The organism is Pseudomonas sp. MCal1, assembly GCF_026341415.1.
Lineage (GTDB): Bacteria > Pseudomonadota > Gammaproteobacteria > Pseudomonadales > Pseudomonadaceae > Aquipseudomonas.
In genome coordinates this window covers 563,550-582,187 of record NZ_JAKUMP010000001.1, presented here as the reverse complement: position 1 = coordinate 582,187, position 18,638 = coordinate 563,550, and the positions used below count along the sequence as shown (strand labels likewise).

Sequence of the window (18,638 nt, the reverse complement as noted above, 5' to 3'; positions counted from 1 at the left end):
CTATGCCGCAGTTCTTTATCGACCGCCCGGTGTTCGCCTGGGTCGTCGCGTTGTTCATCCTGTTGGCCGGTGCGCTGGCCATCCCGCAATTGCCGGTGGCGCAATACCCCGACGTCGCGCCGCCGCAGATCGAAATCTATGCCGTGTACCCGGGCGCCTCGGCGCAGACCGTCGACGAAAGTGTGGTCAGCCTGATCGAGGAAGAGCTCAACGGCGCCGATCACCTGCTGTATTTCGAATCGCAGAGCAGTCTCGGCAGCGCCACCATCAAGGCCACGTTCCAGCCGGGCACCAACCCGGAACTGGCGCAGGTCGATGTGCAGAACCGCCTCAAGGTGGTCGAGTCGCGCCTGCCGCAAGCGGTCAATCAGCAAGGTTTGCAGGTGGAGAAAGTCTCCGCCGGTTTTCTGCTGCTGATCACCCTGACTTCCAGCGACGGCAAGCTCGATGACGTAGCGCTCAGCGATTATCTGGCGCGCAACGTGATGAACGAGATCAAGCGCATCGACGGCGTCGGCAAGGCCCAGCTGTATGGCGCCGAGCGGGCGATGCGGATCTGGGTCGATCCGCAGAAGCTGATCGGTTTCAACCTGACGCCGGCTGACGTCAACGCCGCCATCGTCGCGCAAAACGCCCAGGTCTCGGCGGGCAGCATCGGCGATCTGCCGAACCCGAGCACTCAGGAGATCACCGCGACGATTCTGGTCAAGGGCCAACTGTCGACGCCGGAAGAGTTCGCCGACATCGTGCTCAAGGCCAATCCGGATGGTTCCACCGTACGCATCAAGGATGTGGCGCGGGTCGAGATCGGCAGCCAGGAATACCAGTTCGGCACCCGCCTGAACGGCAAGCCGTCCACCGCCGTCGGCGTGCAACTGTCGCCGGGCGCCAACGCCCTCAGCACTGCGACCTTGATCCGGGCGAAGATGGATGAACTGTCGCGCTACTTCCCCGCGGGCGTGGAATACAAGATTCCCTACGACACCTCGCCATTCGTGAAGGTCTCGATCACCAAAGTGGTTTACACCCTCGGCGAGGCGATGTTGCTGGTGTTTGCGGTGATGTTCCTGTTCCTGCAGAACATCCGCTACACCCTGATCCCGACGCTGGTGGTGCCGGTGGCGCTGATGGGCACCTTCGCGACCATGCTCGCGCTGGGCTTCTCGATCAACGTGCTGACCATGTTCGGCATGGTGCTGGCCATCGGCATTCTGGTGGACGACGCCATCGTCGTGGTGGAGAACGTCGAACGGATCATGGCCACCGAAGGCCTGTCGCCCAAAGAGGCGACGCGCAAGGCGATGCGGCAGATTACCGGCGCGATCATCGGTATCACGCTGGTGCTGGTGGCGGTGTTCATTCCGATGGCGTTCATGCAGGGTTCGGTGGGCGTGATTTACCGACAGTTCTCGCTGTCGATGGCCACTTCGATTCTGTTCTCGGCGTTCCTTGCCCTGACCTTGACCCCGGCACTGTGCGCAACGCTGCTCAAGCCGATCGCCAAGGGCGAACATCACGAGAAGACCGGGTTCTTCGGCTGGTTCAATTGCCGCTTCGAGCAACTGACCGATCGCTATCAGGGCTGGGTCGGTTACGCGCTGAAACGCACCGGTCGTTATCTGCTGATCTATGTTGTGTTGCTGGTGGGTCTGGGCCTGTGCTTCGCGCGCCTGCCCTCTTCGTTCCTGCCGGTCGAGGATCAGGGTTACACCATCACCGACATCCAGTTGCCGCCGGGCGCGACCAAGAACCGGACCGTGCAGGTCGCCGAACAGCTTGAAGCGCACAACAATGGCGAACCGGGCATCAGTGACAGCGTAGTGATTCTGGGTTTCAGCTTCTCCGGCAGCGGGCAGAACGCCGCACTGGCGTTCACCACGCTCAAGGACTGGTCACAGCGTGGCAGCGATGATTCGGCCAGTTCGATTGCCGACCGCGCCAACATCGCCCTGAGTCAGATCAAGGATGCGATGGCGTTTTCGGTGCTGCCGCCGCCGGTGGACGGCCTCGGCACTTCCAGCGGCTTCGAATTTCGCCTGCAGGATCGCGGCGGCCTCGGCCACGCAACCTTGATGGAGGCACGCACCCAACTGCTGGAAGCCGCCGAGAAAAGCCCGATCCTGATGAACGTGCGTGAAAGTGCTCTGGCCGAAGCGCCGCAAGTGCAGTTGGAAGTGGATCGCAAGCAGGCCAACGCCTTGGGCATTTCCTTCGCCGACGTCGGCAACGTGCTGTCCACTGCCATCGGTTCTTCGTACGTCAATGACTTCCCCAATCAGGGGCGGATGCAACGCGTTGTCGTACAGGCTGAAGGCGATCGCCGCAGTCAGGTCGATGATCTGCTGAAAATGCACGTGCGCAACGACGCAGGGAAAATGGTGCCGCTGTCGGCATTTGTCCGAGCAACATGGACCCAAGGCCCGGCGCAGCTGACCCGCTACAACGGCTACCCGGCAATCTCGATTTCCGGTGAGCCGAAACCCGGCCACAGTACCGGCGAGGCCATGGCGGAGATCGAACGACTGGTAGCGCAAGGGCCGAAAGGTATGGGTCAGGAATGGACCGGTCTGTCGCTGCAGGAACGTTTGTCCGGCAGTCAGGCGCCGATTCTGCTCGGGTTGTCGCTGCTGATCGTGTTCCTGTGCCTGGCGGCGTTGTACGAGAGCTGGTCGATTCCGACTTCCGTGCTGCTGGTGGTGCCGCTCGGTGTGCTCGGCGCAGTGCTGGCGGTGACTTTGCGCGGGATGCCCAACGATGTGTTCTTCAAAGTCGGGCTGATCACCATCATCGGTCTGTCGGCGAAGAACGCGATCCTGATCATCGAGTTCGCCAAAAGCCTGTATGACGAAGGTTACGATCTGATTGACGCCACGCTGCAAGCGGCACGTCTGCGGCTGCGGCCGATTGTCATGACCTCGCTGGCGTTCATTCTCGGCGTGGTGCCGTTGGCGATTGCCACGGGCGCGAGTTCGGCGAGTCAGCAGGCGATTGGTACCGGGGTGATTGGCGGGATGATTACCGCAACATTGGCGGTGATCTTTGTACCGGTGTTCTTCGTTGTCGTGATCAAGCTTGTGCGCCGGTTCACCAAGCCTGAGTAATCGAGCGCTCCCGGCGCGGTGGCCACAGGTCGCCGCGCTGGGCTAAGGTGTCTGAACCACCCTGGCCCATCGAGTCCCCATGCGCTTCCTCGCCCGCACCCACCCTCGCCTCTCCGCTGCCGCCTTGCTCGGCCTTGCCGCAGGCCTGCTGGCCCCGGCCGACTCCGTTATCAGCAAAATCCTCATCGGCTGGAACGCCGGAGTCTGGACGTACCTGATCCTGATGCTTTGGCTGACCATCCGCGCCAAAGCGCCGGACGTCAGACGCATCGCCGAAGTCGAGGATGAAAATGCCGGGTTGGTGCTGTTCGTCGTCTGCATTGCCGCTTTGACCAGCCTGGCGGCCATTACCGTCGAGCTTGCTGGCAGCAAGGATCTGGAAACCACCCGCAAACTTCTGCATTACGGTTTTACCGCATTGACGGTCATCGGCTCATGGCTGCTGATCGGGGTGATTTTCTGCGTTCACTATGCCCGGCTGTTTTACACCTGGGACGGCAAGGAGCCGGCGCTGCGATTTGCCGAGGGCCTGACCACACCCAATTACTGGGACTTTTTGTACTTCTCGTTCACCATCGGCGTGGCGGTGCAGACGGCGGATGTCGGTGTGGCTACGCGGGAGATCCGCAAGATCGTGCTGGCGCAGTCATTGATCGGGTTTGTGTTCAATACGGCGATTCTGGGGTTCTCGATCAACATCGCCGCCGGCTTGTTTGGCTGACGTCAGCGGCTCCCTGCGAAACGCCATTTGTCGGCGACTTACGAATTTCTCCCGATCATTCACTTGACGATCGATTCTCTTCTGGTGTTTCCTGAAACCGGTTTCAGATCCAGATACAGTGATCCGACCTGACAAATCCAATAACAAGGTTTCAGACCGTGAACGACTTCTCCGCCGCCCAGCGCAGCCGCGTGACCATGCTTGACGTCGCCGAACACGCTGGCGTGTCCAAGGCCAGCGTTTCGCGCTTTATCGGCGATGACCGCGCCCTGCTCTCCGATGCCATTGCCCAGCGCATCGAGCAGTCGATTGCCGAACTCGGCTACCGCCCCAATCAAATGGCCCGAGGCCTGAAACGCGGCCGCACGCGCCTGATCGGCATGCTGGTGGCCGATATTCGCAACCCTTATTCGATTGCCGTGATGCACGGGGTGGAAACCGCCTGCCGCCGACACGGTTACAGCCTGGTGGTGTGCAACACCGATCGCGATGACGAGCAGGAACGCCAGCACCTGGCACTGCTGCGCTCGTACAACATCGAAGGGCTGATCGTGAACACTCTGGGCCATCACCGGGATGAACTGGACGAGTTGAAGCGGGAAATGCCGCTGGTGCTGGTGGATCGCAAGGTCGACGGGCTCGACAGCGACATGGTCGGGTTGAACAATCCGCAAGCCATCGAAATGGCGCTGGAACATCTTCAGCAGCGCGGCTACCGCGACGTGCTGCTGGTGACTGAGCCCTATGACGGCACCAGTTCACGGATCGAGCGGGTCAGCAGTTTTCAGCAGCAGATTGGCCAGCGCGAAGACATGCGTGGCGCGGTGGTGGAAACCGGCCCAAGCCTTGCGAGCGATCTTCAAACCTTTTTGAACACACCTGATTCGGGTCCGAAAGCCCTTTTCTGCGCCAATGGCGTGGCGGCGCTGGCCTGCACCCTGGCTTTACGTGAGATTGGCTGCCGGTTGTTCAAGGATGTCGGGTTGATTGCGCTGGATGACCTGGATTGGTATCCGTTGGTGGGCAGCGGGATTACCGCACTCGCCCAGCCAACCGCCGAGATTGGGGCGCAGGCATTTGAATGCTTGCTCAAGCGTTTACGTGGGAATGATGAAGCGGCGCGGACGCTGGATTTTGCACCTGTGTTGATCGAGCGCGGTTCGACCCGTGGCTTTTGTGGTGACTGATCCGACGAAGGGGCCCGAAAGAGCACTGCACAACTTGATGTTTTTTTTGAACAAAAATGAAACCGGTTTCAGAGGTAGATAACAATGAATAAACCTGCCGTTTCCATCAGTTTGTCCAGCTACGGCGCCGACCTTGTTCGCCAGCGTGGTCAGGCTTCATTCATCGAAGTGCTGGCCAGCGCCGGCGCCAATCGCATCGAATGGCGCGAAGAACTGCTGACCAATGAAGTCCCTGGACAACTCGCCGCCGCCACGCAAGCTCAAGGTCTGCAAAGCATCTACTCCTCGCCCACCGAACTGTGGCTCGCCGGTCAGTCGCGGCCCAATCCCGAACTCATCACCGCGTTGCACAACGCCGAAGCGTTCGGTTCGAAGTGGCTGAAGGTTTCCCTGGGATTCTTCACCGACAACAATGATCTGCAGACACTGACGCAAATCCTTGCGCAAAGCCCGGTGCAACTGCTGGTGGAGAACGATCAGACCCTGCACGGTGGTCGCATCGAGCCGTTCCAGCGTTTCTTCGCCGCCGTCGAACAACACAGCCTGCCCATCAAAATGACTTTCGATATCGGCAACTGGCAGTGGCAAGACCAGTCCGCCAACAGCGCTGCACGACTGCTGGGCCGCCACGTCGGTTATGTGCATTGCAAAGCCGTGGCCCGCCGTGCCGACGGCAAACTGGTTGCGGTTCCGCCGGCCGCCACCGACCTGCATCTGTGGGAACAACTGCTGCGGCACATGGCCCAAGGGGTCATGCGCGCCGCCGAATACCCGTTGCAGGGCGAGGACCTGGTGCAACTCACCACCGAACACGTCGCTGCCCTTGCCCGCCTCGGCCAATCCCGCCTGGAGCCTGCTCATGTCTGAGATCGATATTCTGTCGTTCGGTGAAACCATGGCTATGTTTGTCGCCGAACAGAGCGGTGATCTGGCATTCGTCGATCAGTTCCACAGGCGGATTGCCGGGGCCGACAGCAACGTGGCCATCGGGTTGTCCCGGCTGGGTTTCAACGTTGCCTGGCTGAGCCGGGTCGGTGCCGATTCGCTGGGACGATTTGTCGTCGAGACCCTGGTTCGCGAAGGACTGGATTGCAGCCATGTGGAAGTCGACAACGCGCACCCGACCGGTTTCCAGCTCAAGTCGCGCAACGATGACGGCAGCGATCCGACGGTCGAGTACTTCCGTCGGGGCTCGGCGGCCAGTCATCTGTCGCCGCTGTCGATCACTCCGACGCTGCTCGCCGCCCGGCATCTGCACGCTACCGGCATTCCGCCGGCGCTTTCGGCATCGGCCCGGGAAATGTCCCGTGAATTGATGACCCGCATGCGCAACGCCGGGCGCAGTGTGTCGTTCGATCCGAACCTGCGCCCGAGCCTGTGGGCCAGCGAGCGGGAGATGATCACCGAGATCAACCGCCTCGCCGCTCTCGCCCACTGGGTGTTGCCGGGGTTGAGTGAAGGTCGCTTGCTGACCGGGTTTGAAGACCCGGCGGATATTGCTGCGTTTTACCTCGATCAGGGTGCCGAAGCCGTGGCGATCAAGCTCGGGCCGCAGGGTGCGTATTACCGCACGCATCTGGATCAGGGGTTTGTCGCCGGTGTGCCGGTCGAAACTGTGGTCGACACGGTCGGCGCCGGAGACGGATTTGCGGTCGGAATGATCAGCGCCCTGCTGGAGCATCAGAGCTTTCCCGAAGCGGTCAGACGTGCCAACTGGATTGGCAGTCGCGCGGTGCAGAGCCGTGGCGACATGGAGGGTTTGCCGACCCGATCCGAACTCCCTGCTGATCGTTCCCACGCTCCCGCGTGGGAATGCAGCCCGTGACGCTCTGCGTCACATGGGACGCGGAGCGTCCCCGTAGGCATTCCCACGCAGAGCGTGGGAACGAGCATGCAATAAACCATTGAACCTGCTGCGACAAAAACAACAAGCTCAGGAGCAAGACCATGAAAACCGCAACCCTCGCCACCCGCCGCTGGTGGTACATCATGCCGATCGTGTTCATCACCTACAGCCTGGCGTACCTGGATCGGGCCAATTACGGCTTCGCCGCCGCCTCCGGAATGGCTGAAGACCTCATGATCACGCCGGGCCTGTCCTCGCTGCTCGGCGCGCTGTTCTTCCTCGGGTACTTTTTCTTCCAGGTGCCCGGCGCGATCTACGCGCAAAAGCACAGCGTGAAGAAGCTGATTTTCGTCAGCCTGATTCTCTGGGGCGGGCTCGCCACGCTGACCGGTGTGGTCTCCAACGCGTATTGGCTGATCGTCATCCGCTTCATGCTCGGCGTGGTCGAAGCGGCAGTGATGCCGGCGATGCTGGTCTATCTCTGCCACTGGTTCACCCGTGCCGAACGTTCGCGGGCCAACACCTTCCTGATCCTCGGCAACCCGGTGACGATGCTCTGGATGTCGGTGGTTTCGGGCTATCTGGTGCAGCACTTCAGCTGGCGCTGGATGTTCATCATCGAAGGCTTGCCGGCGGTGCTCTGGGCGTTCATCTGGTGGAAACTCGCCGACGATCGCCCGGCCCACGCCAAGTGGCTCAACGACCAGGAAAAGCACGATCTGGAAAGCGCTCTCGCCGCCGAACAAGTCGGAATCAAAGCGGTGAAGAACTACGCCGAAGCCTTCCGTTCGCCGAAGGTGATCATTCTGGCGCTGCAGTTTTTCTGCTGGAGCATCGGCGTCTACGGCTTCGTGCTGTGGCTGCCATCGATCCTCAAGGCCGGCGCGCAGATGGACATGATCGAGGCCGGCTGGCTGTCGGCGTTGCCTTATCTGGCGGCAGTGATCGGCATGCTGCTGGTGTCGTGGGGCTCGGACAAACTGCAAAAGCGTAAACGCTTCGTCTGGCCGCCATTACTGATTGCCTCGGTGGCGTTCTACGGCTCCTACGCTTTGGGCGCCGAGCATTTCTGGTGGTCGTACACGCTGCTGGTGATTGCCGGCGCCTGCATGTACGCGCCTTACGGGCCGTTCTTCGCCATCGTCCCGGAGATCCTTCCGGCCAACGTGGCCGGTGGCGCCATGGCGCTGATCAACAGCATGGGCGCCCTCGGTTCGTTCGGCGGCTCGTATCTGGTCGGTTACCTGAACAGCTCCACCGGTTCGCCCGGCGCTTCGTATCTGCTGATGAGCGGCGCGCTGATGCTCTCGGTAGTGCTGACGATTTTTCTCAAGCCCGGCGCCAGCGACCGGGTGACGGCCAAGCGCGGCGCACCGCGTCCGCTGCCGGCCCATTCCTGAATTGATAGAGAGATGACTGCGATGAAAAAGCAGGTTGTGTTGTACAAGAAACTGTCGCCGGCGCTGATGGCGCGTCTGCAAGAGCAGGTTGATGTAACGCTGATTGACAGCCTCGACGCCACTGGCCTGATGAAACTGCGCGACGCCCTGCCGGGCGCCCACGGCTTGCTCGGCGCCAGCCTGAAACTGGACGCGGCGCTGCTCGATCTGGCGCCGCAGCTTGAAGCGATTTCCAGCGTCTCGGTGGGCATCGACAACTACGACATCGACTACCTGACCCGGCGCAAAATCCTGCTGACCAACACCCCGGACGTGCTCACCGAAACCACCGCCGACACCGGATTCGCCCTGATATTGGCCACGGCCCGGCGCGTGGTTGAACTGGCGAACATGGTGCGCGGCGGGCACTGGCATCGCAGCATCGGCCCGGCGCATTTCGGCACCGACGTGCATGGCAAGACGTTGGGCATTATCGGCATGGGGCGGATCGGCGAAGCGCTGGCGCAGCGTGGGCATTTCGGGTTCGGGATGCCGGTGATCTATCACAGTCAGTCGCGCAAACCGGCGGTCGAAGAACGTTTCGATGCGCAGTACCGCAGTCTGGAGGAGTTGCTGCGACAAGCGGATTTCATTTGTCTGACGTTGCCGTTGACCGCGCAGACTGAAGGTTTGATCGGCGCCGAACAGTTTGCGCTGATGCGCCCCGAAAGCATCTTCATCAACATCTCGCGGGGCAAGGTGGTGGACGAAGGCGCGATGATCGACACCTTGCGACATAACCGGATTCGCGCGGCGGGGCTCGATGTGTTCGAACGCGAGCCGTTGAATCATGACTCGCCGTTGTTGCAGTTGAACAACGTGGTAGCGACGCCGCACATGGGCTCGGCAACCCATGAGACGCGCGAGGCAATGGCGCGGTGTGCGGTGGAGAACCTGTTGGCGGCGTTGGCGGGTGACAGGCCCGCCAACCTGGTCAATCCCCCACGTTGATCGTTCCCACGCTCTGCGTGGGAATGCAGCCCGGGACGCTCCGCGTCCCTTCCAGAGCTGGAACGCGGAGCGTCCCTTGAGGCATTCCCACGCGGAGCATGGGAACGATCGGTGTAGTTGCTTGCGCGTGGGAACGATCGAGGTCAGGCACTTCGCAGTTGCAAAAGCTGCGCAGCGCACAAGGCGATCCGCGAACACGCATCCGCCAGCTTCACCCGATCCACCACCAACCCGATGCGAATATGCCCCGCCGCACTCGGCCCGAACGCCTCCCCCGCCAGCACCGAAACGCCATACCCTTCCAGCAGCCGCTCGGCAAAACCCTGCGCACCGAGCCCGGTCTGGCGCACGTCGACCATCACGAACATCCCGCCATCCGGTTTGATCGGGTACAACCCCGGACAGTCGTGCAAGCGTTCGCACACCAGATCCCGGCGCAACCGGTATTCCTCGCGCATCTGCGTCACTTCCGGCAGATCCTTCTCCAGCGCGATCTGCGCTGCTTTCTGCACAAAATCCGGCAGACCGAACAGCATGCTCAACGACAGGTTCACCAGATGCTCGGCCAACGGCTTTGGCCCGATCATCCAGCCGATCCGCCAACCGGTCATGGCATGGGATTTCGACAGGCTGTTTATGGTGGCGGTGCGCTCGGCCATGCCCGGCAGGCTCGCCGGGCTGACGTGCTGGCCTTCGTATAACAATTCGCTGTAGACCTCATCGCTGATCAGCCACAGGTCATGACGGATGCACAGCGCTGCCAGCTCCTGCCAGATCAGCAACGACAGACTGGCGCCGGAAGGATTGTTGGGGCTGTTGAGCAACATGGCCCGAGTCTTCGGGGTGATCCGCGCTGCGACATCTGCCGGGTCGACACGAAAACCGTTTTCCGGACGAACCGGCACCGGCACCACGATTGCGCCGCAAGCACCGAATACCCCTTCATAAGTCACGTACATCGGCTCGGCGACGATGATTTCATCGCCCGGATCCAGCAGACATTGCGCCACCGAATACACGGCGCATTGCGCGCCGGGCAGCACAATCACATGATCAGCGTCCACATCCTGGCCACTTTTTCGCCGATGGCGTTCGGCAATCCGTTTGCGCAGCGCCAGCCGGCCGCGCACTTCGGAATAATGGGTATCGCCCGCCAGCAGGCTGTCAATGGCGCCGTGGATGATCGGCAAGGGTGTGTCGAAATCCGGATCACCCACCGACAGCAGCAACACATCGACCCCTTCGGCGCGCAGCTCCAGCGCTCGGTCGTGAATCCGCCAGGCCGCTGCTCCCTCCCCGGCGATTCGTTGGGTCAAGGCTGAATAGCGCATGTACGTCTCCTGATTGCGCGGTCTCCAGCCTTCACCCTAGGTCAAATCACAAACCGCGCCACCATCGCATTCAAATCCACCGCCAGACGTGACAGTTCGTGGGTCGCGGCGCTGGTCTGGTTAGCGCCGGCGGCTGATTGCGTAGCCAGATCGCGGATATTCACCAGGTTGCGGTCAACCTCGCGGGACACCTGTGCCTGCTCTTCCGAAGCGCTGGCGATCACCAGATTGCGCTCGTTGATCTGGTGAATCGATTGCGTGATCTGTTCCAGCGCAACGCCGGCGGCACGGGCCATTTCCAGCGTCGTCTGGGTGCGCTGGTTGCTTTGCTGCATCGACTCGACCGCTTCGCCCGTGCCGTTCTGGATGCCGGCGACCATTTTTTCGATTTCCTGAGTCGATTGCGCGGTGCGATGAGCCAGGGCACGAACCTCGTCCGCGACCACGGCGAAACCGCGCCCGGCTTCACCGGCACGGGCCGCTTCAATGGCGGCGTTGAGTGCCAGCAGGTTGGTCTGTTCAGCGATAGCGCGGATCACGTCCAGCACCTTGCCGATGTCGCGGCCCTGAGCTGCCAGGCCTTCGATCATCTGTGCGGTGTTCTGCACGTCGTGGGTCATGGTCTGGATCGCGTCGACGGTCTTCACCACCTGATCACGACCTTCGCGGGCGGCGTGAGTCGACTGGTTCGACGCTTCGGAGGTCGACACCGCGTTGCGGGCCACCTCTTCCACCGCAGCGGTCATTTCGTTGACGGCGGTGGCAGCCTGTTCGATTTCGTTGTTCTGCTGTTGCAGGCCACGGGACGCTTCTTCGGTCACGGCGCTGAGTTCTTCGGCAGCGGCGCCGAGTTGCGTGGCGGAGCCGGCAATCTGTTCGATGGTCTTGCGCAAGTTGGTCTGCATCGCGGCCAGGGCTTCAAGCAGGCGCGCCGGTTCGTCCTTGCCGTCGACTTCGATGGGTTTGGTCAGGTTGCCGTCGGCGATGGTTTGGGCGGCAGCGACGGCGCGGTTCAGCGGGGTGACGATGCTGCGGGTCAGCAACAAGGCCAGCACTACGGTCAGCAACGCGGCAATCACGGCCACCACAATGATCCCGGTGATCGCGCCGCTGTACTGGTCACCGGCCTGGGACGACGCGGTTTTCGCGTCGGCCGAGTTGATTGCAATCAGTTGGTTGAGCTGTTCGCCCATTTTGTCGGTGCCGTCCTTGATCTTCGTGTTGATCAGGGTACGCATCTCATCGACCTTGTCCTGGCGCGACAAGTCGATCATCTGGTTTTGGGCTTGCAGGTAATTGTCGAGGGTCGTCGCGAATGTCTGATACAGCGCGCGTTCTTCCGAACCGGCCGGCAGTGCCGCGTAACTCGCCTGGGCGGTACGTACCTTGTCCACCAGCACGCCGATGCGGGTCTGGGCTTCCTGCAAGCCGGCAGGGTCGCGGTTGACCAGAATGCGGAACGAGAGAATGCGCAGTCGCAGGACGTTTTCCGTCACTACGGCGAGTTGAGTGACGCTGGGCAACTGTGTCGACTCCATCTCCAGGGACGCCTGACGGATGATCGACATGCGATTGACGGCGAACACGCCGAGCACGATCACAAGCAGAGCAATAAAGGCAAAACCGAGGAAGGCACGGGGCGCGATATTCAGATTACGCAAGGACATAGGAGGACTCTCGGATGATTGAAACTACGAGCGTCCATGCCGTGATCACTGGCCCATGGGGGCGGGCTTCAGTCCGGCGTCACTGTTTTTGGAAGTGTTGTGCGCCTGATTTCTTTATCGGCCAGGCTTGAGGAAGTTTGCGGGTAAAGATGAAATATTTTTCAAAGTGTTGCAGGTGTTTCAGCGGTGAAACACCCGTCGTTTTAGATGATGAGTGACAGGTCAGGCCGGAGTCGCCATGCGCCAGACGCGGGCAATATCAGTGGCGCGTTCGCGCAACAGGCGTGGTGCTTCGGCGCAGGCTTGGTCGAGGGTCATCGGGCCGCTGGTGACAGCGAATGCTGCATCGATACCGTGATCGTAAAGAGCCTGATAGCCCTCGCCCAAAGTCCCGGCAATGACGATCACCGGTACGCCGTGTTGTTTGGCGATCCGCGCCACGCCGAACGGTGTTTTGCCGCGCAGGGTCTGGGCATCGAAGCGCCCTTCGCCGGTAATCACCAGATCCGCACCTTTTACTGCATCCGCCAGCCCGACCAGTTCCGCGACCACTTCAACCCCGGCCTGGAACCGTGCGCCGAGGAAAGCCTTGGCGGCAAAACCCAGCCCACCCGCCGCACCGCTACCCGGCTCGTCCCGAACATCCTTGCCCAGCGCTTGCGCGCAGAGTTCGGCGAAATGACCGAGGGCCTGATCGAGTTGCTGCACTTGCGCCGGTGACGCGCCTTTCTGCGGACCGAAAATCGCCGAGGCGCCATGGGGGCCACACAGCGGATTGTTGACGTCGGCGGCGATGTCGAAGCGCACCTGTGCCAGACGCGGGTCGAGTTCGCTGAGATCCAGTCGTGCGAGTTGCGCCAGCGCCAGACCACCCGGCACCAGCGATTGCCCTTGAGCATCCAGCAGTTTCACGCCCAGCGCCTGCATCGCACCGGCGCCGCCGTCGTTGGTGGCACTGCCGCCGATGGCCAGAATCACCCGTTGTGCGCCGGCATCGAGCGCCGCACGGATCAATTCTCCGGTGCCGAACGTGCTGCTGATGCACGCATCGCGTTGACCCGGCGGCACCAGTTGCAGGCCGCTGGCTTCGGCCATTTCGATGATTGCGGTGTGGTTGTGCGGCAGCCAGCCCCATGCGGCTTCGACCGCCGCGCCCAATGGGCCGCGTACACGGGTGCGGCGCAACTCGCCCTCGCAGGCGTCGAGAATCGACTCCACCGTCCCTTCGCCACCGTCGGCCATCGGGCATTTGACCAGCGTCGCCTGCGGCCAGACCTGCGCCAGGCCCAGCGCGATGGCTTCTGCAACGCCTTGGGCACTCAGGCTGTCCTTGAACGAATCGGGGGCGATGACGATTTTCATGCGAATTCTCCAGTTCCAATGCCCCTCATGCTGCCAGTCGCTTGGAACGTTGACGCCTGTCCGCTGCACAAGTGGCGCGGGCGTTTATTGTTCATTTCGACAAATCGTCGGTCTGCGGCAGCAATTGCACCCCGAGATACAGCGCCAACATGCCATCGAGCTTCAATGGATCGACCCCGCTCAACTCGGCAATCCGCTCCATCCGGTAACGCAGGCTGTTGCGGTGAATCCCCAGCGCATCGGCGCAGGCCTGACTCTGGCCGTCGTGATCGCACCAGCTGCGCAGGGTCGCGAGCAACTGGCCGTTGCTGTCCTTGGCGATGACTTTGCGTAACGGTTTGAGCAATTCATCCAGCGCGTCATCGTTGCGATGGCGCCAGAGCATCACCGGCAAGCGGTAGCGATTGAGGGTCAGCAGTCTTGAGTGCGGCAATACTTCTCGGCCATAGGCGAGCAAATCGCCGACCCGCCGATAGCAACGGCGCAACCCGGCCAACCCATCGGCCTGCCCGCCGACGGCGATGCGCAGGATGTTCCAGCCCAGGCCATCGAGTTTTTCCAGCAGGCGATCATGCTCGACGTTCTGACTCGCCGGCCGGCACCACAGCAGCGACGACTTGGCCGAACTTACGCACCAACTGTCGGGATAGCGCGACATCAGCCAGGCACTCAGTGCCTCGACGGTTTGTCCAGACCCGTGTTCAAGTCCCAGCTCAAACAGATACGGCACCCGCGTCAGTTGCGGTTTGAGCCCGAGTTGCTGGGCCTCGTCGACCAGCCTTGGCGAATCCCCCGCCTCGCTCAGCAACAACGCAAGCAAGTCATCGCAACGTTGCCGTCGCCATTGCTGTTCGGATTGCTGGTTGCGCTGGCCGACCAGCATTTCGGCGGTCATGCGCACGAGCTCGGCGTAAGTGCGCAGTTGCTCTGGCTCGCCGGTAATGCCGAGTACACCGATCAACCGCTGATCGAGCAGCAACGGCAGATTGATCCCCGGCTGCACGCCTTTCAGATGCACGGCGGTCTGCGCGTCGATCTCCACCACCCGCCCGTTGGCCAGCACCAGTTGCGCGCCTTCGTGGCGGGTGTTGATCCGCTCCGGCTCGCCGCTGCCGAGGATCAGGCCCTGACTGTCCATGACGTTGACGTTGTACGGCAAAATGGCCATGGCCCGGTCGACGATGTCCTGGGCGAGGTCGTGGTCGAGTTCGAACATAAGGGGAAAATCCTTGAAAACAGGCGCGGACGGTTGTTCACCCGCACAGGGTCTGCCGGCAAACCCTGTGCTCAGGCACAAAGACAATCCGGCCAAAGGTGGCCGAGACTCTCAGGGCGATCAACGTTACCCTTTGCATCGCAAAAAATCATAATAAAGAGAGAGCCGCCATGTCGCAGAGCGCCGCTGCCGCCCAGACCATCGCTGACGATAAAAATGCCGTCTACAAACGCATCACCCTGCGTTTGATCCCCTTCATCTTCATCTGCTACCTGTTCAACTACCTCGACCGGGTCAACGTTGGATTCGCCAAACTGCAGATGCTCGACGCGCTGAAATTCAGCGAAACCGTGTACGGCCTCGGTGCCGGTATCTTCTTCATCGGCTACGTGCTGTGCGGCGTACCGAGCAACCTGGCGCTGACCAAGTTCGGCCCACGGCGCTGGATCGCGCTGATGATGATCACTTGGGGCACGCTGTCGACCTGCCTGCTGTTCGTCACCACGCCGACCCAGTTCTACACCCTGCGCCTGTTCACCGGCGCAGCCGAAGCCGGGTTCTTTCCGGGCGTTGTGCTGTATCTCTCGCAGTGGTTCCCGACCTTCCGCCGGGGCCGGATCATGGCGCTGTTCATGTCGGCGATTCCGGTGTCCGGCCTGCTCGGCAGCCCGTTTTCCGGCTGGATCCTCAATCACTTCGCTGCGGGCCAAGGTGGCCTCGCCGGCTGGCAGTGGATGTTCCTGCTGCAAGGCATTCCGACTGTAATCCTCGGCGCACTCGCCTACTTCCTGTTGAGCGACAACTTCGCCGCTGCCAAATGGCTGACCCCGCACGAGCGTTCGGTGCTGGAAGCCGATCAGGCGGAAGACCTGGCAAACAAACCGAAAACCACTTCCGATTCGCTGATCGCCGTGTTCAAGAACCCGGCGATCTGGGCCTTCGGCCTGATCTACTTCTGCATTCAGAGCGGCGTGTACGCGATCAACTTCTGGCTGCCGTCGATCATCAAGAACCTCGGTTTCAGCGACAACCTGGTGATCGGCTGGTTGAGCGCGATTCCGTATCTGCTGGCGGCGGTGTTCATGCTGGTGGTCGGTCGCTCGGCGGACTTGCGCAAAGAACGTCGCTGGCACTTGGTGGTGCCGATGCTGATGGGTGCGATCGGCCTGCTGATCGCGGTGAACTTCGCGGCCAACCCGCCGATTGCGATCCTTGGTCTGACCATTGCGACCATGGGCGCGCTGACCGGTCTGCCGATGTTCTGGCCGGTGCCGACAGCGATGTTGAGCGCGGGGGCTGCAGCGGGTGGTCTGGCGTTGATCAACTCCATGGGGCAGATGGCTGGATTCCTCAGTCCTTATCTGGTGGGTTGGGTCAAGGACAGCACCGGCTCGACCGATGCGGCGTTGTATCTGCTGGCGGGTGTGATTGTTGGCGGGAGTCTGCTGGCGTTGCGGATGACGCGGACGTTGCGGGCTTAAGCCTTAGTCGAAATACAGAAACGGCCCATTACGGGCCGTTTTCATTTAGATCGTTCCCACGCTCTGCGTGGGAATGCCTCAAGGAACGCTCCGCGTTCCAGCTCTGGAAGGGACGCGGAGCGTCCCGGGCTGCATTCCCACGCGGACGGTTCGACGCCTCGACGTGGGAACGATCAGGCTAAGGATCTGGCTACAGCGGCGCTTCAGCCTTCAGTTCCAGATTATCCAGCGCCCGATTCACCGCCAGTTCCCCCAGCATGATCAGTTGCGCGAACCCCAGCAGCACATGCCGATGCGAGCCGTCCACCAGGCCGGCGAAGTCGGTTGCCATGATTTTGGCCGAGGTCAGGGTTTCGCAGGCATCGGCCAACAGTTCTTCGCTCGGGATACCGGGGGCGATGAGGTAGCGAGTGTTGGGTTTGAGCAGCGGTTTTCTGGGGAGCAGCGGATTGAGGTAGTGATCGAGGGCGCGTTCGGCGGCTTCGTGGAATGTCTTGGAATCGAGGGTTTCGTAGGGGGACGTTGAATCGACTTCGGGTGGGTTGGGTGTTGGTTTGATCATGGCAAAACTCCTAAGGCGCTTATTGGAGCCACCACTCTCGCTACCAAACGATGGTGGTGGCCAGACGCAGGTTGGTAGACCGGGCCTTAGGAGAAACGGCGCACCCGAAGGTGCCCTGCGAATGACCACCATAAAACAGAGACAAAAGACTCTACAAAATGGAGCACTCTGCATTTAAAGACCCGGGCTACCAAACCCGATCGCTGTTCTTTTCAGCGACGGGATAACGATAAAACCCGGCCTATAAGCGCACAAGCCGGCGGATTCTGGCGCAGTTGTAGGCAACGGCGCAAGGTTGTGTAGCCTGAGGTGCGTGTCTGAACGTGTCCTTTAAACGCCACGATTAAACACTCACTCCAGATCGTTCCCACGCTCCGCGTGGGAACGAGTGTCACACACTGGTATTTGCATCCAGTTCCAGCACCAAGCCCCCGGGCATCTGCACAAAAATCTGCCACATCCCGTCCTCCGGCACCTGCGCCACCTGATACGGTAACCCACTGCCCTGCACCCGTTTCAAAACCACCGCCGCGTCTTCATCCGTACGAAACGCAATATGACTCAACGTCGCCTCATCCTGCGCCGGCTGCTCGATCACATGCACCAACGCCTCCCCGTCCTGATACAACCACCGCCCGGGAAACGGAAAGGGCGGCCGGCGCCCCGGCACCAATCCCAATAACCCGCCAAAAGCGTCCTGCAGCGCCTGCCCGTCAGCGGTGTTGAAGGCCAGATGATCAAATGTCCACGTCATGTCTGTCTCCTGCGGTTGTTCAGAATTCCAGTATCTGCGCTTGCCAATCCCGAAAAAATCCCGCAAAACGCCAAGGATCTTCAACGGATTTTTACTAATGAGCTCGATCCTCGACCTGGAAATCTTCGTTCGCACCGCCGACTCCGGCAGCATTTCCGCCGCCGCCCGGGCGCTGGAGCTGACTCCCGCCGCCGCCAGCATCGCATTAAAACGCCTGGAAACCCGCCTCGGCATCCGCCTGTTCGCCCGCTCCACCCGCAGCATGCGCCTGACCGAAGAAGGCCGGCGCTATCTGGAAAGCGTGCGTCTGGCGCTGACCACCCTGGCCGAGGGCGAGCAGGCGCTGAAGCAGCAGACCGAAGGCCTGAGCGGTGTGCTGCAACTGGCGGCGCCGTCGGACTTCGGGCGCAATGTGTTGCTGCCGTGGCTGGACGACTTCAAGCGCGAGCACCCGCACATTCAACTGCAATTGTTGCTCAACGACCGACATGCGGATCTGTTTCGCGAGACGGTGGACGTGGCGCTGCGCTTTGGCGTGCCAAGTGATTCGACGCTGGTGGCGTTGCCAATCCTGCCTGAGCATCGGCGCGTGGCCTGCGCCAGCCCCGCGTATCTGGAGCGCCACGGCACACCGCAAAATCCTGCCGAATTGAGTGAGCACTGCGCCCTGCTCTACCTGCGCAACGGCCGGCCTTATAACACCTGGCGCTTCCATCGCGACGACGAAACGGTCGAGGTCGAAGTACGCGGCGACTACCTCAGCGACGACGGCGAAGTCGCCCGCCGCTGGGCGCTCGCCGGGCACGGTATCGCCTACAAAGCCTGGCTCGACGTGGCCGAAGATGTCCGCGCCGGGCGGCTGGTGACGCTGTTCGATGACTGGCACGGCGAGAACGTGCCGTTCAATCTGCTGTGCCCGCATCGGGTGCAGGTGTCGGAACGGGTGAAGGTGTTGCAGGCGTTTTTGCGGGTGCGTTGCCGAGCGCTCAGCCGATGACATCCGAAACCAAGCGCCCGATC

At 61.5% G+C, this 18,638-nt stretch carries 15 protein-coding genes and 1 pseudogene; 9 read left to right on the top strand and 7 right to left on the bottom strand.

Annotated elements, in window-relative coordinates; genetic code table 11:
* Positions 1-2: 2 nt before the first annotated feature.
* The 7 genes from MKZ87_RS02650 to MKZ87_RS02620 all read left to right on the top strand — a co-directional run bounded on the left by MKZ87_RS02650 (position 3) and on the right by MKZ87_RS02620 (position 9,245).
* Positions 3-3,101, top strand: a complete 3,099-nt coding sequence (locus MKZ87_RS02650; RefSeq protein WP_266200216.1) for a multidrug efflux RND transporter permease subunit — start codon at positions 3-5, stop codon at positions 3,099-3,101.
* Between the two features lie 79 nt (positions 3,102-3,180).
* Positions 3,181-3,822, top strand: coding sequence for a DUF1345 domain-containing protein (locus tag MKZ87_RS02645; RefSeq protein ID WP_085696045.1), 642 nt, complete (start codon positions 3,181-3,183; stop codon positions 3,820-3,822).
* Positions 3,823-3,980: 158 nt separating this feature from the next.
* Complete coding sequence (locus tag MKZ87_RS02640) at positions 3,981-5,009, top strand: LacI family DNA-binding transcriptional regulator (RefSeq protein ID WP_323873465.1); 1,029 nt, start codon at positions 3,981-3,983, stop codon at positions 5,007-5,009.
* An 84-nt stretch (positions 5,010-5,093) separates the two neighbouring features.
* Positions 5,094-5,876 (top strand): sugar phosphate isomerase/epimerase family protein, encoded by a 783-nt coding sequence (locus tag MKZ87_RS02635; RefSeq protein ID WP_266200215.1) that lies wholly within the window; start codon positions 5,094-5,096, stop codon positions 5,874-5,876.
* Positions 5,869-6,834: a sugar kinase gene (locus MKZ87_RS02630; protein WP_266200214.1), complete on the top strand. Its 966-nt coding sequence runs from the start codon at positions 5,869-5,871 to the stop codon at positions 6,832-6,834. Before MKZ87_RS02635 ends, MKZ87_RS02630 begins: the two co-directional genes overlap by 8 nt.
* 122 nt (positions 6,835-6,956) lie before the next feature.
* On the top strand, positions 6,957-8,255 hold the full coding sequence (locus MKZ87_RS02625) for an MFS transporter (RefSeq protein ID WP_266200213.1): 1,299 nt from the start codon (positions 6,957-6,959) through the stop codon (positions 8,253-8,255).
* 21 nt (positions 8,256-8,276) lie between these two features.
* Positions 8,277-9,245, top strand: a complete 969-nt coding sequence (locus tag MKZ87_RS02620; RefSeq protein WP_266200212.1) for a 2-hydroxyacid dehydrogenase — start codon at positions 8,277-8,279, stop codon at positions 9,243-9,245.
* Between the two features lie 143 nt (positions 9,246-9,388).
* Here MKZ87_RS02620 and MKZ87_RS02615 read toward each other — a convergent pair whose 3' ends face one another.
* The 5 genes and pseudogenes from MKZ87_RS02615 to MKZ87_RS02600 form a co-directional block, all read right to left on the bottom strand.
* Positions 9,389-10,576, bottom strand: a complete 1,188-nt coding sequence (locus tag MKZ87_RS02615; protein WP_085702007.1) for a pyridoxal phosphate-dependent aminotransferase — start codon at positions 10,574-10,576, stop codon at positions 9,389-9,391.
* A 41-nt stretch (positions 10,577-10,617) separates the two neighbouring features.
* The gene (locus MKZ87_RS28970; RefSeq protein ID WP_416383541.1) at positions 10,618-11,481 is read right to left on the bottom strand and encodes a methyl-accepting chemotaxis protein; all 864 of its coding nucleotides are present in this window, start codon (positions 11,479-11,481) and stop codon (positions 10,618-10,620) included.
* A pseudogene (locus MKZ87_RS28965) lies at positions 11,476-12,243 on the bottom strand (MCP four helix bundle domain-containing protein); the annotation flags it as partial. The pseudogene MKZ87_RS28965 and the gene MKZ87_RS28970, both read right to left, overlap by 6 nt.
* A gap of 222 nt (positions 12,244-12,465) precedes the next feature.
* On the bottom strand, positions 12,466-13,605 hold the full coding sequence (locus MKZ87_RS02605; protein WP_266200210.1) for a glycerate kinase: 1,140 nt from the start codon (positions 13,603-13,605) through the stop codon (positions 12,466-12,468).
* 91 nt (positions 13,606-13,696) lie between these two features.
* Positions 13,697-14,821, bottom strand: coding sequence for a sugar diacid recognition domain-containing protein (locus MKZ87_RS02600; protein ID WP_085702004.1), 1,125 nt, complete (start codon positions 14,819-14,821; stop codon positions 13,697-13,699).
* 170 nt (positions 14,822-14,991) lie between these two features.
* Here MKZ87_RS02600 and MKZ87_RS02595 point away from each other — a divergent pair, with 170 nt between their 5' ends.
* The gene (locus MKZ87_RS02595; protein WP_085702003.1) at positions 14,992-16,302 is read left to right on the top strand and encodes an MFS transporter; all 1,311 of its coding nucleotides are present in this window, start codon (positions 14,992-14,994) and stop codon (positions 16,300-16,302) included.
* 190 nt (positions 16,303-16,492) lie between these two features.
* On the opposite strand, the gene MKZ87_RS02590 is transcribed toward MKZ87_RS02595, so the two are convergent.
* Complete coding sequence (locus MKZ87_RS02590) at positions 16,493-16,864, bottom strand: DUF6124 family protein (protein ID WP_266200209.1); 372 nt, start codon at positions 16,862-16,864, stop codon at positions 16,493-16,495.
* A 391-nt stretch (positions 16,865-17,255) separates the two neighbouring features.
* Positions 17,256-17,618: a hypothetical protein gene (locus tag MKZ87_RS02585; RefSeq protein WP_266200208.1), complete on the bottom strand. Its 363-nt coding sequence runs from the start codon at positions 17,616-17,618 to the stop codon at positions 17,256-17,258.
* A 97-nt stretch (positions 17,619-17,715) separates the two neighbouring features.
* Here MKZ87_RS02585 and MKZ87_RS02580 point away from each other — a divergent pair, with 97 nt between their 5' ends.
* Positions 17,716-18,615, top strand: a complete 900-nt coding sequence (locus MKZ87_RS02580; RefSeq protein WP_266200207.1) for a LysR family transcriptional regulator — start codon at positions 17,716-17,718, stop codon at positions 18,613-18,615.
* Positions 18,616-18,638 lie beyond the last annotated feature (23 nt).

Excerpts from the sequence above, each read along its gene's own strand:
- MKZ87_RS02630 (WP_266200214.1), top strand. The coding sequence starts at position 5,869 with ATGTCTGAGATCGATATTCTGTCGTTCGGTGAAACCATGGCTATGTTT.
- MKZ87_RS02615 (WP_085702007.1), bottom strand. The coding sequence starts at position 10,576 with ATGCGCTATTCAGCCTTGACCCAACGAATCGCCGGGGAGGGAGCAGCG.
- MKZ87_RS02635 (WP_266200215.1), top strand. The coding sequence starts at position 5,094 with ATGAATAAACCTGCCGTTTCCATCAGTTTGTCCAGCTACGGCGCCGAC.
- MKZ87_RS02625 (WP_266200213.1), top strand. The coding sequence starts at position 6,957 with ATGAAAACCGCAACCCTCGCCACCCGCCGCTGGTGGTACATCATGCCG.
- MKZ87_RS02600 (WP_085702004.1), bottom strand. The coding sequence starts at position 14,821 with ATGTTCGAACTCGACCACGACCTCGCCCAGGACATCGTCGACCGGGCC.
- MKZ87_RS28970 (WP_416383541.1), bottom strand. The coding sequence starts at position 11,481 with ATGCAGACCAACTTGCGCAAGACCATCGAACAGATTGCCGGCTCCGCC.
- MKZ87_RS02620 (WP_266200212.1), top strand. The coding sequence starts at position 8,277 with ATGAAAAAGCAGGTTGTGTTGTACAAGAAACTGTCGCCGGCGCTGATG.
- MKZ87_RS02645 (WP_085696045.1), top strand. The coding sequence starts at position 3,181 with ATGCGCTTCCTCGCCCGCACCCACCCTCGCCTCTCCGCTGCCGCCTTG.
- MKZ87_RS02595 (WP_085702003.1), top strand. The coding sequence starts at position 14,992 with ATGTCGCAGAGCGCCGCTGCCGCCCAGACCATCGCTGACGATAAAAAT.
- MKZ87_RS02580 (WP_266200207.1), top strand. The coding sequence starts at position 17,716 with ATGAGCTCGATCCTCGACCTGGAAATCTTCGTTCGCACCGCCGACTCC.
- MKZ87_RS02605 (WP_266200210.1), bottom strand. The coding sequence starts at position 13,605 with ATGAAAATCGTCATCGCCCCCGATTCGTTCAAGGACAGCCTGAGTGCC.
- MKZ87_RS02590 (WP_266200209.1), bottom strand. The coding sequence starts at position 16,864 with ATGATCAAACCAACACCCAACCCACCCGAAGTCGATTCAACGTCCCCC.
- MKZ87_RS02650 (WP_266200216.1), top strand. The coding sequence starts at position 3 with ATGCCGCAGTTCTTTATCGACCGCCCGGTGTTCGCCTGGGTCGTCGCG.
- MKZ87_RS02585 (WP_266200208.1), bottom strand. The coding sequence starts at position 17,618 with ATGACGTGGACATTTGATCATCTGGCCTTCAACACCGCTGACGGGCAG.